Raw genomic sequence first — 14,215 nt, forward strand, 5'->3', positions numbered from 1 at the left:
CAGCATTATTTCTAATACTGAGATCCCGATTCGTCATCTTAACTTAATGACATTGTCCTTTCGGACTCTTTTCTTTTTATCTAATTATCTGATAAATTCGATTTCTTCTGCAAAAATCGTCAAATAACCTACTTTGCCATTATTTTTCCACAGCAGGCCGTGATATTCATTGCCGCCTTCCGCAGGATGTACCTCCTGATAAAGCCAATCCGCTCCTAACAGATAGCCATTCTGTTCCAAAATCTTATAATTTTTGAAGATTACCTTTTTCACATCAGAAAAGCAAGGCTTCATTTTAAACGTCAGCTGATTTTCTTTTATTTCCACGCCGGTGATACGGCTATCGTGAAAATTAAATTCCTTTTGAATTTCTTCTCCAACCGCTTCTTTCACAGTGGGGCAATAGGTTTCCCAGTATTCCTTCATCACTGCATCCATCTGTTTTTCATTTTTCTCACAGATTTCCTTCAATTGCTGTCTGACTTCCTTTGTGGCAATATCCAGCGCCAGCACACGCACATCTGCCACCTGTTCCAGAATTTCCTTGGGCAATCTATTCTGCATCGCTTTTACAGTGCTTTCATGGGCAGACTGGAATTCAGCTTCTGCTGCTGCCTTATCAAAAGAAGCATGACTTTTTTCTGCTTCCTCTTTTCTTCCCTTCACGAAAGCACGGCGGCGGCGCAGATACAGGTCATGATAATATTCCTCAGAAAAGGTTTCTGCGTTTTTGGATACCTGCATATTCAAATGATACCCCACGACACCGCAAGCTGCATACCATTCTTTTGTAAAATACTTCATAATTTCCTTTTTCCCCCTTTTTCTTCATCATATATGATAACATTCCTGCACAATAAATGCCATTCTACATTCTGAACAAATTCCAACGAAAAAAGGCGGACAATTTCGTAGCAATGTCCGCCTTTTCCAATCGATTCTATTTTATTTTTCTTCTCCCAAATGATAAACACGGATGATAGAGCAAATTTCCTTTACCATAGACATAGCGGAAAGCACTGTCATCGCATCTCTGAATCTCTTTTCTTTGACTTCATGGGTAACAATGACGATTTCTGCAGTGTCACCTATCGTTTCTTTCTGCAGCAGAATGGAGATGCTTACATTGTTGCTTCCAAACACACTGGCCATGGACGCCAAGGTTCCAGCTCTGTCCTCCAGTTTCATGCGGATATAAAAGCTGCTCTTCGTTTCCCCAATTTCCTTGATGGGCAAATTTTTATAGCAACCGCAGCCAATACGGCCGTTGCAATGGAACGTCATATTTCTGGCAACATCCATGATATCGCCTACAACAGCACTGCCTGTAGGCAAAGCGCCTGCCCCGCGGCCATAGAACATGGCATCATCCACTGCATCACCATGGACAAATACCGCATTGAAAGAATCATTTACAGCTGCCAGAGGATGCTGTTCCGGAATCATGGTCGGATGCACTTTCACTTCGATACCGTCTTCTGTATTTTTGGCAATCCCCAGCAGTTTGATGGCACAGCCCAATTCCTTGGCATAACGCATATCATTTGCTGTGATCTTTGTAATCCCTTCTGCGTAAACATCATTAAAGGTTACCGGTGTATTGAACGCGATGGATGCCATAATAGCAATCTTGCGGCCCGCATCATAGCCCTCGATATCTGCTGTGGGGTCTGCTTCCGCATAACCCAGGTCCGTTGCCAGCTGCAGTGCTTCTTGAAAGTCCATCCCTTCTTCTTTCATTTTTGTCAGGATAAAGTTTGTAGTACCATTGATGATCCCTACCACTTCTGTGATGTTATTGCCTGCCAGGCACTGTTTCATAGGGCGGATAATGGGAATGCCGCCGGCAACAGCCGCTTCAAACAGCAGGTCACATTTATTTGCCGCCGCAGTATCCAGCAATTCATGACCATGTGTCGCCATCAGGTCTTTATTTGCCGTTACAACGTGCTTGCCTTTCTTTAATGCTTCTAAAATATATGTACGGGCAGGTTCGATCCCCCCCATCACTTCTACTATGATATCAATGCTGTCGTCATTGATAACATCTTCCCATTGATCTGTCAGTTTTTCCGCAGGAACAGCATCGGCATATTTTGCCTTGTTGCGTACCAGGACTTTAGCCACTTCCAGCTCCGCGCCGATTTTGAACGGCATTTCCTCTTTCTGGTTTTCAATGATTTTATATACACCGCCGCCAACTGTGCCCATGCCCAGCAGGGCGATTTTTCTTACGATCTGATCCATATTTTTTCTCCTCCGTAGGTATTATATTATGTATAAATGCAACTGTCTTCACAGGTGATATTAAGATTTTAACATGAAAATCGTACTTGTCAATAGATTTTGTCTTTTTTTCAGAAACATTTTTCCATCAGAGACATACATTTTGCATACAAATTATTTGTGTCTTTAATTATTATTTCCTGTAACGATACTGCCAGCAAAGGAAGCTTTTCCCTCAGCCTGATAAAATTTGACAAAGAGATAAAAACTGGTTTAAAATAGACAAAGAATGTCTCCCATGATTATAGAGATACTATTTGGGGAAAGAAAAAATAACGGTTTCTGCCATTGGATAGATTAGAGGTGAAAACAGAATGACCGGCACAGAACGACGTAAAAAAATCTTAAAATTAATCACAGAATCTCCCACGCCCCTTTCCGGCAGTGCCCTGGGGAATACAACGGGCGTCAGCCGCCAGGTCATCGTACAGGATATTGCCCTGCTGCGTACGGAAGGGCATCCCATTCTGGCAACAGCTCGGGGCTATCTTTTGGATGAGCCAAAGGAAACCATTCGCCTGTTCAAGGTCTGCCACGATGAAGCCCGCACAGAAGAGGAACTAAAGACCATTGTCGATCTGGGAGGTTATGTTCTGGATGTTATGGTAAATCATCGTGTTTATGGAAAGGTCTCCGCGCCTCTGCATATCAAAAACCGCAGAGACGTACAAGCTTTCCTGCAGCATTTGAAATCGGGAAAATCCTCTCCCCTGCTGAATGTTACTTCCGGCTATCATTTTCACCATGTTTCCGCCGAAACTGAAGATATTCTGGATGAGATCGAAGAGGCCCTTCGCCAAAAAAATTTTCTGACAGAGGTTTTTCCCTACGAAATAGAAGAAAAATAAGCCGTTTCCAAAAAGAAACGGCTTTTTTCTTTTCATCCGCTGTAATACCCATTTCACCGTTTCCCGAATCATTTTATCGAAATTCTGCGGAAAATGGGGAATCTGTCTCGATTTCCCTTGAATTCTGCGGAAAATGATGATAGAATATTTTGGTGAAATTTTATGGAGGAGGGTTCCTAATGTCAGGACATTCTAAGTTTGCAAATATTAAACATAAAAAAGAAAAAAACGACGCAAAAAAGGGTAAAATCTTTACCATGCTGGGCAGAGAAATCCAGGTTGCTGTAAAATCCGGCGGCCCCGACCCTGCTGTAAACGGCAAATTGCGTGATGTTATCGCGAAATGTAAAGCCAACAACATGCCCAACGATACCATCGATAGAAGTATCAAAAAAGCTGCTGGCAACGAAGAAGGCGTGGAATACGAAATGGTAACATATGAAGGTTACGGCCCCAACGGCGTAGCTGTCATCGTAGAAGTGCTGACAGATAATAGAAACCGTGCAGCAGCCAACGTAAGAAATGCATTCAACAAAGGCGGCGGCAACATGGGCAACAGCGGCTGTGTATCCTTCATGTTCGATGAAAAAGGTCTGATCGTAATCGATAAAGAAGAAGTCGAAATGGACGAAGAAGAACTGATGATGGCCGCTTTGGATGCCGGTGCAGATGATTTTGCGGCGGAAGAGGACAGCTATGAAATCACAACTGCTCCCGATGATTTCTCCGCAGTGCGCGAAGCACTGGAAGCTGCAGGTATCCCTATGGCAAGTGCAGAAGTGACCATGATCCCCCAGACATATACAGAACTGACATCTGATGAAGATGTTAAGAAAATGAATAAACTGCTGGATATGCTGGATGATGATGACGATGTGCAGAACGTATATCATAACTGGGATGAATAATTCCAAATAAAAAAAGCAAAACGACAGGATATGAGAAATAGCAAAACCCTCTCTATCCTGTCGTTTTTTATTGAACCTCTTGACTTAGTCCTGCAGGGAAAGTACACCGTCCTGCCATACGCCGTAGATCTCTTCCAGCAACGTAAAAGGCTGCTGCCCGCGGAAAATCTCTGTCATTTTCTTTTCGAAGGCTTCTGCAGCATCCGTTTCCACCAAAACAATAAATTCCACCTTATCGGTATAGATGGTATCGAATATTTCATGCCCATCCTGCAAAATCTCATACTGTGCCTTGCCAGAATCCGTATAATCCGCCACAACAGAATATTTCCGATACAATACCAGCTCTGCGATCCCCGCTGCCAAGAGGCCTTCCTTGGCAGATTTCCCATAGGAACGCACCAAACCGCCCGTGCCCAGCAATGTACCGCCAAAATAACGGGTCACAACAATAGCCGTATCCTTCACATCTTCCCCTTTCAGCACACTCAAAACAGGCATACCTGCCGTGCCTTGGGGCTCACCATCGTCGCTGAAGCGCTGCAGTTCATTCCTCTCGCCAATCTGATAGGCAAATACATTATGGGTGGCATTCCAATATTTCTTTTTCATTTCTTCGATAAATGCGCGGGCTTCTTCCTCTGTTTTCACAGGGCGCACCGTGGCAATAAAACGGGATTTCTTTTCCACAATCTCCGCCTCTGCCTGCGCCAAAATTGTTCTATATTTTTTCAGCATAGTTTCACCTTTTTCTGAAGTTAAAAATTCTTTTTATCATGATAACATATCTTTCCTAACTTCCTCAACCCTGCTTTTGTATGGAAATTCATTTTTTCGTCCATCCTAAGAGGGAGGTGATAAAAATGATGAGAAAATATGAAAACCTCTGCGACTTATTGGAACAAAACCCTGCAGCCCGCCGTTTCTTTGATACACTGCCCGATTATGTGCAGGAAAGTATCCGGGAACGGGGCGACAATATCCGCTATGACAGAGACCTGCGGGGCTATGCCGAAAAACTGCTGAGAGGAGACGATTGATATGTTTGGGAGAGAATACAGGGACTTGGCAGACCTGCTGCTGAACAATGAACGTGCAAAACATTTTTATAAAGATCTGCCCCAAGATGTAAAGCAGATCATTACGGATAATGGAAACGAGATCCGTACCATGAGCGCCCTGCGGCACTTTGCCAAAACAGCTGTAAAAACGGATGACTGATACAAAAAAGAAGGATTTATTCAGAAACGGATAAATCCTTCTTTTTCTATATAATTTGTAAAAATTGCTGTTTTTCTTTACCGAAACCGCCTTAGAATTTTTGCAGTACATACAATCATCCATTGCAATCGAAGGTAAGCCATGCTATACTTTTTATATATACGAAACGGAGGCACAGAAAAATGACTCATCTGATTTGTTATATTGTTACATTTTTCGCCTGTGCCATCGGTACCATTTGTGGTATGGGCGGAGGTATTATCATCAAGCCAGTCTTGGATGCCACCGGTGTCATGTCCGTTGCGGCAATCACCTTTTTATCAGGATGTACGGTAATTTCCATGTCCTGTTGGAGTGTCGGAAAAAACATCCTGAAAAAAGAATCTGTTCTTGATCTGAAAAATACCACTTTTCTTGCTCTCGGTGCGGCAGCAGGAGGCCTGATCGGTAAGCAGCTCTACATTACCGTTGCGTCTTTATTTGCGGACCAGAATACAGCCGGCGGCGTACAAGCCTGCTTGCTGCTGGGTGCCACATTTGCCACGTTTCTCTATACCCTGAACAAAGATAAGATTCGGTCAAAAGAGGTACATTCTCCAATCATCGGAATCGTTATTGGTATACTGCTTGGGATTCTGGGTTCTTTTCTGGGGATTGGCGGCGGCCCTTTTAACGTAGCCGTGCTATACTATTTCTTTTCCATGCCGACCAAAAAAGCCACACAGAACAGTCTGCTCATCGTGCTGCTCAGCCAACTGACCAGCACCCTGAAAACAGTTGTTTTTGACGGCATTCCCGGTATTGAACTATCTGTCCTGCTGGGAATGATCCTGCTGGGAATCATCGGCAGTGAAGCAGGCCGCCAGATCAACAAACGCATCGACAACCGGCAGGCAACCCTGTTTCTGGAATGTGCCATGGTGTTAATTATGTGCATTAATATTTATAATATTGTAAAATTTTTATATTAAGTTTTATTTTGAGGAGGGAATATTATGCTGAGAGAAAAAGCAAGCTATTATTACGGCACCCTGGGAAAAAACTGTGCAGAAGGCATTTTGCTGGCTGCCAATGATGTATACGGTCTGAATCTGACAGAAAAAGAGATTCAGCTGTTTGCAGGCTTTGGCGGCGGTATGGGCTGCGGCAGCACATGCGGTTCTTTGGCCGGTGCTATCGGTGTGCTGAGCAAACTTTATGACAGCAGAGAAGATTTCCGTGATCTTTGCGGTGCCTTTGTTTCTGCATTTGAGAAAAAACTGGGCTGCGGCAGCATCGACTGCGCACCCTTGGCCGCTAAATATAAAACAGAAGAAACTCGCTGTGTAACAGCAGTAGAACTGACTGCAGAAGCTTTGGAAGAATATATCAACAAACTGGAAGGCAAGACAGAAGCCGCTGCAGACAAAGAAGGCTGCACCCTGCGTCCGGAGGATATCAAAAGAGTAAAGGCTCTGGGCTTCCTGCATCATAAAGGAACAAACCGTTTCAACGGGCGTGTTCTCACACGAAACGGCCGCATCACCGCAGAAGAAAATCAGGCTATCACAGAGGCTGCAAAACTGTACGGCGATGGCTATATGATGATGACAACTCGTCTGACTGTGGAAGTATCCGGCATTGAATATGAAAATATCGATGCATTCCGCGCTCATTTGGCGCAGGTTGGCCTGGAAACAGGCGGTACCGGCAGTAAAGTACGCCCTGTGGTTTCCTGTAAGGGTACTACCTGCCAGTATGGCTTATACGATACATACGCCCTGAGCGAAAAAATTCACGAAAAATTCTTTAAAGGTTATCAGAATGTATCCCTGCCCCATAAATTCAAAATTGCTGCCGGCGGCTGTCCCAACAACTGCGTAAAGCCCAACCTGAACGATTTGGGTATTATCGGCGCCAGAGTGCCCAATTATGATGAAAGCAAATGCCGCGGCTGCAAAGTCTGTCAGATTGAGGCTGCCTGTCCCATTCATGCTGCTAAGGTGATCGACGGCAAGCTGCGGATCGACCCCAGCCTGTGCAATAACTGCGGCCGCTGCATTACCAAATGTCCTTTCCACTGTGCCGATGAGGGGACTACCGGCTGGAAGATTTACATTGGCGGACGCTGGGGCAAGAAAGTGGCTCACGGGCAAATGCTCCAAAAAATCTTTACTGATGAGCAGGAAGTGATGGATACTGTAGAAAAAGCCATCCTGCTGTTCCGCTCCGAAGGCGTTCCCGGCGAACGTTTTGCTGATACCATCAACCGCATCGGTTTTGAAAAAGCCCAGGAAATGATTTTGGGAGACGATCTTCTCAAACGCAAAAACGAAATTCTTGGTCTGAATGTTGTGGGCGGTGCAACCTGCTGATTCTAAAATGACTCTAAAAAAGGGATTTATCCAAATTGGATAAGTCCCTTTTTTCTTCGTGTTTTTTATTTATCAAAGCCCATCAGCTTTGCGCAGTTGTTATAAAATACATCTTCCATCTGTTTTTCTGTCAGGCCGCTTGTCATCACCTTCATGGATTCCACTGCTGCAGGGTGATAAGGAGCATCTGTACCAAACATGATGCGGTCAGCGCCTACCTCTTCATAAGCTTCTTTGATTTTAGAAGGCATAGGCATGCCGCTCATTTCTAAGTACAGATTCGGGTAACGTTTTGCCATTTTCAAGGATGCATCAATATAAACCCCATGGCCATGCCCCATATGAATCATGACCAGCTTCACATCGGGATGACGTTCTGCCAGCAGCGCGATGCTCCAAGGCAGGGAATAGGGAGGATGCCCGCAATGCATGAAAACAGGAATATTCAAATCCTTTGCAGCCTCCATGATCGGATCCATGATCTCCGCATCGGCAACGTAGGCATGCTTCAGCGGATTTGCCTTAATGCCCTTGAAGCCTTTATTCTGTACATAATCATAAATCATATCCACAGCCTTCTGCCCATCCAGAGGATTGGGATATACCATACCCACGAAGCGGTCAGGGTATTTCTGCACCGCATCCAGGCAAATCTCATTGGGCTGAGAACAGAGCAATGTTTTTTCAATATGAAATTCATCCATCTGGGCAATCAATTCTTCTGCTGTAATTGCCAGTTTTGCCCAGCCGCCAAATACGCCGATATGAGCATGGGCATCTATTTTTTTAAATTCTTTGATATCCATTTTTTACATCTCCTTTAATCTCTGCATTACGCCTGCCTTATTGAGCAAAGTTGCCAATACTGCTATCAAAACGATACCTGTCAGGGTCTGAGAAGTCAGCCCAGGTACACTGCTAATGGCATAAGCCCAATCGAACATAACTACTTTTGCCGCTGTATACAAGAAGATCTGAACGATTCCCCCTACCACAGCGCCAATGAACCAGTTCAGCTTTACATTGGGCATAATCTTATCGATAAACATCCCCATAACAAAGGCCATGATGTATTTGATCACAAAGGTTGGCAATACCCATTGCATATAGCCCCCCAGCAAATCAGATAAAGCCGCACCGATTCCGCCTGCCAACGCACCCCTTCTGGTTCCCAGAAGCAATACGCTCAAAAAAATCATGCAGTCTCCCATGTGGGAATAGCCATGGGGAGATGGAATCTTGACAGCATAAATCCCAATAAAAGTGATTGCTGCCATCATCGCCATTTTTGTAATGTCCTTGACAGTAAAAGTATTTTTCATGTTAATATCCTCGCCTTTCTTTATTTCTGTACCTGATTTTAGCATGGAAAAAAATACAATCCTACCCTTTTTCTCAAAAAAAGGAGGATTGTATGGGTACATTCTCTCTATTTGCTTCGATACAATTACAGAATTAGCGTTTCACATGCTTTTTTGGCAGAAACATCAACCTCTTTTTACGCTTTTCCATCAAAACGGATTTCTGTCTGATACGGTTTTTCTTTTTCCAAAAGGCTTTTATCGATTTTTTCCTTCAATTCCCCATACTGCTGCCCCATATCATAGGGCACCGCCAGATCAAATACCAGCTTTGTCTGCTCCCCGCTGCCAACCATCCTGAAATCATGCATAGACAGCCTGGGGTCGATTTCCAGAATGATTTCATCTAATATTTTCCGCATCTCATTTCTTTCCGCATCATCCATCACGACTGGATCATAATGAATCACCAAATCTACATTCAATTCTGACATCACTTCATTTTCAATGTGATCGATCATCTCATGGCAGGCAATGGCATCTTCTGCTGCACTCAACTCCGCATGCAAAGATGCAAAGCACCGCCCCGGGCCATAATCATGAATCAGCAAATCATGAACACCCAACACCTTTTCATGGGACAATACCAATGTGAGAATTTTCTCTACCAATTCCGCATCTGCCCGCTGCCCCAACAAAGGAGAGATCGTCTCTTTTACAATATTGATACCGGAATACAAAATAAATACTGCCACCAAAAGCCCAATAAAACCATCAATATTGACGGAGAAAAAATATCCCGCTAAACATCCCAGCAAAACTGCCGCTGTGGAAATCACATCATTCCGGCTGTCCGCGGAAGTTGCCGCCAAAGTCGTAGATTTGATCTTTTTGCCCAAGGCTCCAAAAAACAGCGACATCCACAGCTTTACAGCAATAGAAACAGCTAAAATCGCAATGGTGGCCACGGAAAAAGCAACCGGTTCAGGGTGGATGATCTTCCCAACGGACGATTTTACCAATTCTACCCCGATCACCAAAATCAGCACCGCCACAATCAATCCGGACAGATATTCATAGCGGGCATGCCCATAGGGATGATCTGCATCCGCAGGCTGCTGCGCCAAGCGAAACCCCAAAAGCGTCACCAAAGAAGAGGACGCATCGGAAAGGTTATTGACCGCATCCGCAATAATAGAAACAGACCCTGCCAACAGACCTGCCAGCAGCTTGCCCAAAAACAGAACGCAGTTGCAGACGATGCCCGTTGCCCCCGCCAGCTTGCCTATGGACGCACGCACCGCCGGATCTTCCGTATTTTCATGATTCTTTACAAAAAAACGCAGTAGAAGTTTTGTCATTTTCCGTCCTCCTAAATATAGATACGAAACCATTCTTAGAACTTCGTTTTACTCATGTCTTGCTCCGCAAGACAGTTTCATGACATATCATCTCCAAGTGCTGTAAACAGTTTCCTCGATGACATTCTTTGAAAAATGGCTTTCTCCTCTATAAACAAAAAGCATCTGCAGAACATGGAAAACTGTCCCACAGATGCTTCATCTGTTGCATAAATGCCCGGCCAACACGGATTTCCGCTGCCTGCTCAGTTTGTACTGTATGTGCCGCAAAAACGGTATGTGCAGTGCAAAGAGTTTCTGTATATTTTATGCTGTTTCCCTTCTTTTGTCAATCATCCTTTTTATTTTTCTTTTTGGCTGCAGACAAAAACAGCCGCAGGCGTCTTTTTTCGCCATTGGCTGTCTTTTTACGTTTATTCGTCTTTAAAGAAATCCTTCATTTTTTCTGAAAATTTTTTCTTTTCTTTTTCTTCCTTCGGCGCCTCCGCAGAGGATGCCGCACCCGCAGGTGCCTCTCCATAGAACTGACGCAACAGGTCTTTCTGCCGTTCGCTCATGTCCGTAGGAATCTTTACCTTCAATGTAACGATCTGGTTCCCTCTGACCTTAGGGTTGCGCAGATTGGGCACGCCTACGCCTCGCAGGGTTATCACTGTATCAGGCTGTGTGCCGGGCTTGATGGTATATTTCTGTTCCCCATCAATGGTTTTGATGGTAATTTCGCCGCCCAATGCCGCCTGCACGAATGTAATCGGCACATCACAATAAATATCGAAGCCTTTACGGATAAATACACGGTTGGGCTGTACATATACCGTTACCAGCAGATCGCCATAGCCGCCGCCGTTTTCGCCGATTTCACCTTTTCCAGCCAGACGGATGGTCTGTCCATTATCGATCCCCTTCGGCACATTTACTTCATATTTCTTTGTTTTGCGCACTTTACCGGTACCGCGGCAAGTACCGCAAGGATCTTTGATAATCTTCCCTGTGCCGCCGCATTTAGAACATGTTCTTACACTTGTTACTGAGCCAAACATGGACTGCTGTACCACCCGTTCCTGACCAGTACCGTTACAGTTCGGACAGCTTTCCGCATGGGTGCCCTCTTTGGCGCCTGTGCCATGGCAAGTATCACATTCATCGTAGATCGAAACAGAAATTTCTTTTTTACAGCCGAAAACAGCTTCTTCAAAAGTAAGCTGGATGCTTACGTTCACATCTTTCCCTCTTCTGGGGCCGTTTTTCTTTGTGCTGCCGCCGCCAAAACCACCGAAGCCAAACATACTACCGAAGATATCGCCAATATCGCCCATATCAAAGCCTTGGCCGTAGAAACCGCCGCCGCCCATGCCGCCCTGCTCAAAGGCTGCATGACCGAACTGGTCGTACTGGGCACGCTTCTGGCTGTCGCTCAGTACCTCATATGCTTCGTTGACTTCTTTAAATTTTTCTTCTGCTTCTTTATCTCCAGGGTTCTGGTCAGGGTGATATTTCACCGCCATTTTACGATAAGCCTTTTTCAGCTCCGCTTCTGTGGCGTCCTTTTTTACCCCCAGAACCTCATAATAATCTCTTTTATTTGCCAACTTTCTCACCACCTTATAAAACCTTGGGTGCTCCGCCCCCAACTCCCCCGCAAGGGGCTCAGCCCCTTGACCCGATACGCAAAAGCATTTGCTTTTGCAAACAAGGGAATTTTTACTCGTATCAAACAGCAAAAGCAGGGGCAGCAGGAAGTACCAAAATGTACTCCCAGTACCACCCTTGCTTTCAGCATAATATTTTAGTTTATCGTGCCACGGAAAGGCTTGGAAAACAAGTATTCCTCACTTCGCTTTGCAAAGCAGGCTTTGCCTGCCGCCCCATCTTGGGCGGTGAGTTAGTTTTCCAACTGAAATCCGCAAGCGGCATGGCAGTTTGCAAAGCAAACCAGCCCTTAGGCTGCTGCAGAGCAGTGCCAGTACTTCCGCTGAGGAAAATAGGCTGTCGCCCTTAGGCACAGATTATTTTCCCTCTGTCCACCAACTCGAAATCCTGATTTCGAGTTAGCGGCTCAGCCGCCTTAGATTTCTTTGCCGTCACCGTCAACCACATCGGGGCCTGCGCCGTTTGCATCTGCGCCGCCCTGAGCAGCCTGTGCCTGCTGATACAGTTTTTCGGACAGTTTATAAAATTCCTGTTTCAGGGTTTCTGTTGCAGCTTTTACATTTTCTGTATCTGTTTCTGTCATTGTTTCTGCTGTCAAATCTTTTACTGTATCTTTCAGTTTATTCAGTTCTGCTTCTACTGTAGATTTATCAGCACCATCCAGTTTGTCGCCCAGTTCTTCCATTGCTTTTTCTGTCTGGAAGATCAAAGAATCTGCTTCATTTTTCGCATCAATAGCTTCTTTTCTCTTTCTGTCAGCTTCTGCGAACTGTTCTGCTTCTTTTACCGCTCTGTCGATTTCTTCATCGCTCAGGTTGGAACCGGCTGTAATTGTGATCTTCTGTTCTTTGCCTGTGCCCAGGTCTTTTGCAGATACGTTTACAATACCGTTAGCATCGATATCGAAAGTTACTTCGATCTGAGGAACGCCTCTTCTTGCGGGAGCGATCCCATCCAGCTTGAACTGACCCAGTGTTTTATTATCCTTTGCCAGAGGTCTTTCCCCCTGTACAACGTGGATATCTACTGCTGTCTGATTATCTTCTGCTGTAGAGAAGATCTGTTTTTTGTTTGTAGGGATTGTTGTATTTCTGTCGATCAGTTTTGTTGCAACACCGCCCAATGTTTCGATACCCAGAGACAAAGGTGTTACATCCAGAAGCAGAACGCTGCCTGCGCCTGCATCGCCAGCCAGTTTCCCGCCCTGAATTGCAGCACCAACAGCTACACATTCATCAGGGTTGATTCCTTTGAAGGGTTCTTTGCCTGTATATTTCTTTACTGCATCCTGAACAGCGGGGATTCTTGTAGAACCGCCAACCAGCAGGACTTTATCGATTTCACCGGAGGACAAGCCTGCATCGCTCAGAGCCTGACGTACAGGGCCCATTGTACCGTCTACCAGATCAGCTGTCAGTTCATCAAATTTTGCTCTTGTCAGTGTTACATCCAGGTGTTTGGGGCCATCCTGATTCATTGTGATAAAGGGCAGGTTGATATTTGTAGATGTCACTGTGGACAGTTCTTTTTTGGCTTTTTCTGCAGCTTCTTTCAATCTCTGCATTGCCATTTTGTCCTTAGACAGATCCATGCCTTCTGTTTTCTTAAATTCAGCTACCAGGAAATCAATGATTCTCTGGTCGAAGTCATCGCCGCCCAGGTGTGTATTACCATTTGTTGCCAATACTTCGATAACACCATCGCCAATTTCGATGATGGAAACATCGAATGTACCGCCGCCCAGGTCATATACCATGATCTTCTGTTCGTTTTCGTTATCCAAGCCATAAGCCAGCGCCGCGGATGTAGGTTCGTTGATGATACGTTTTACATCCAAACCGGCAATCTTACCGGCATCCTTTGTTGCCTGTCTCTGAGAGTCATTGAAGTAAGCAGGAACTGTAATAACTGCTTCTGTTACTGTTTCACCCAGGTAAGCTTCCGCATCTGCTTTCAGTTTCTGCAGGATCATTGCGGAGATTTCCTGAGGAGAGTAGCTCTTGCCTTCGATGTTTACTTTATAGTTTTCACCCATGTGTCTCTTAATAGAGCTGATTGTGTTGTCGGGGTTTGTGATTGCCTGACGTTTTGCTGTTTCACCGATCAGTCTTTCGCCGTTCTTAGCAAAACCAACAACAGAAGGAGTTGTTCTTGCACCATCGCTGTTTACGATAACAACAGGCTGTCCGCCTTCCATAACTGCTACACAAGAGTTTGTTGTACCCAAGTCAATACCAATAATTTTTCCCATGATAAATTCCTCCTAAAGAATATTCAATGTTAATT

At 44.9% G+C, this 14,215-nt stretch carries 14 protein-coding genes and 1 riboswitch; of the genes, 6 read left to right on the forward strand and 8 right to left on the reverse strand.

The window, feature by feature from the left end; translation table 11 throughout:
- Positions 1 to 84 precede the first annotated feature (84 nt).
- Complete coding sequence (locus tag ACI39P_RS00660) at positions 85 to 804, reverse strand: DUF4085 family protein (protein WP_439718792.1); 720 nt, start codon at positions 802 to 804, stop codon at positions 85 to 87.
- A 141-nt stretch (positions 805 to 945) separates the two neighbouring features.
- Entirely contained in the window at positions 946 to 2,247 is a 1,302-nt protein-coding gene (locus ACI39P_RS00665; RefSeq protein WP_439718793.1) for a homoserine dehydrogenase, read from the reverse strand.
- Between the two features lie 353 nt (positions 2,248 to 2,600).
- On the opposite strand from ACI39P_RS00665, the gene ACI39P_RS00670 reads away from it, so the two are divergent.
- On the forward strand, positions 2,601 to 3,134 hold the full coding sequence (locus ACI39P_RS00670) for a transcription repressor NadR (protein ID WP_439718794.1): 534 nt from the start codon (positions 2,601 to 2,603) through the stop codon (positions 3,132 to 3,134).
- Positions 3,135 to 3,313: 179 nt separating this feature from the next.
- Complete coding sequence (locus ACI39P_RS00675; RefSeq protein ID WP_439718795.1) at positions 3,314 to 4,042, forward strand: YebC/PmpR family DNA-binding transcriptional regulator; 729 nt, start codon at positions 3,314 to 3,316, stop codon at positions 4,040 to 4,042.
- An 84-nt stretch (positions 4,043 to 4,126) separates the two neighbouring features.
- Here the strand turns inward: ACI39P_RS00675 and ACI39P_RS00680 are convergent, their stop codons facing one another.
- The gene (locus tag ACI39P_RS00680) at positions 4,127 to 4,780 is read right to left on the reverse strand and encodes a YigZ family protein (protein ID WP_439718796.1); all 654 of its coding nucleotides are present in this window, start codon (positions 4,778 to 4,780) and stop codon (positions 4,127 to 4,129) included.
- 125 nt (positions 4,781 to 4,905) lie between these two features.
- Between ACI39P_RS00680 and ACI39P_RS00685 the strand changes: the two genes are divergently transcribed.
- The 4 genes from ACI39P_RS00685 (at position 4,906) to ACI39P_RS00700 (ending at position 7,617) form a co-directional block, all read left to right on the forward strand.
- Positions 4,906 to 5,082 carry a hypothetical protein gene (locus ACI39P_RS00685; RefSeq protein ID WP_439718797.1) on the forward strand — a complete coding sequence of 59 codons (177 nt, stop codon included), beginning with the start codon at positions 4,906 to 4,908 and terminating at the stop codon, positions 5,080 to 5,082.
- Between the two features lies 1 nt (position 5,083).
- Entirely contained in the window at positions 5,084 to 5,263 is a 180-nt protein-coding gene (locus ACI39P_RS00690; RefSeq protein ID WP_439718798.1) for a hypothetical protein, read from the forward strand.
- Between the two features lie 182 nt (positions 5,264 to 5,445).
- Positions 5,446 to 6,234: a TSUP family transporter gene (locus ACI39P_RS00695; protein WP_439718799.1), complete on the forward strand. Its 789-nt coding sequence runs from the start codon at positions 5,446 to 5,448 to the stop codon at positions 6,232 to 6,234.
- Positions 6,235 to 6,258: 24 nt separating this feature from the next.
- Positions 6,259 to 7,617 carry a C-GCAxxG-C-C family (seleno)protein gene (locus ACI39P_RS00700; RefSeq protein WP_439718800.1) on the forward strand — a complete coding sequence of 453 codons (1,359 nt, stop codon included), beginning with the start codon at positions 6,259 to 6,261 and terminating at the stop codon, positions 7,615 to 7,617.
- A gap of 65 nt (positions 7,618 to 7,682) precedes the next feature.
- Here ACI39P_RS00700 and ACI39P_RS00705 read toward each other — a convergent pair whose 3' ends face one another.
- The 5 genes from ACI39P_RS00705 to dnaK all read right to left on the reverse strand — a co-directional run bounded on the left by ACI39P_RS00705 (position 7,683) and on the right by dnaK (position 14,180).
- On the reverse strand, positions 7,683 to 8,423 hold the full coding sequence (locus ACI39P_RS00705) for a TatD family hydrolase (RefSeq protein ID WP_439718801.1): 741 nt from the start codon (positions 8,421 to 8,423) through the stop codon (positions 7,683 to 7,685).
- A gap of 3 nt (positions 8,424 to 8,426) precedes the next feature.
- The gene (locus tag ACI39P_RS00710) at positions 8,427 to 8,939 is read right to left on the reverse strand and encodes an ECF transporter S component (RefSeq protein WP_439718802.1); all 513 of its coding nucleotides are present in this window, start codon (positions 8,937 to 8,939) and stop codon (positions 8,427 to 8,429) included.
- Positions 8,940 to 9,115: 176 nt separating this feature from the next.
- A complete protein-coding gene (locus ACI39P_RS00715; protein WP_439718803.1) occupies positions 9,116 to 10,279 on the reverse strand; it encodes a cation diffusion facilitator family transporter in 1,164 nt (387 codons plus the stop codon).
- Between the two features lie 180 nt (positions 10,280 to 10,459).
- Positions 10,460 to 10,538: riboswitch (NiCo riboswitch) on the reverse strand.
- 154 nt (positions 10,539 to 10,692) lie between these two features.
- Positions 10,693 to 11,868 carry a molecular chaperone DnaJ gene (gene dnaJ / locus ACI39P_RS00720; protein WP_439718804.1) on the reverse strand — a complete coding sequence of 392 codons (1,176 nt, stop codon included), beginning with the start codon at positions 11,866 to 11,868 and terminating at the stop codon, positions 10,693 to 10,695.
- 476 nt (positions 11,869 to 12,344) lie between these two features.
- On the reverse strand, positions 12,345 to 14,180 hold the full coding sequence (dnaK, locus tag ACI39P_RS00725; RefSeq protein WP_439718805.1) for a molecular chaperone DnaK: 1,836 nt from the start codon (positions 14,178 to 14,180) through the stop codon (positions 12,345 to 12,347).
- Between the last annotated feature and the right edge of the window lie 35 nt (positions 14,181 to 14,215).

The organism is Anaerotignum sp., from assembly GCF_051877975.1.
In the GTDB taxonomy this organism is placed as follows: domain Bacteria; phylum Bacillota; class Clostridia; order Lachnospirales; family Anaerotignaceae; genus Anaerotignum_A.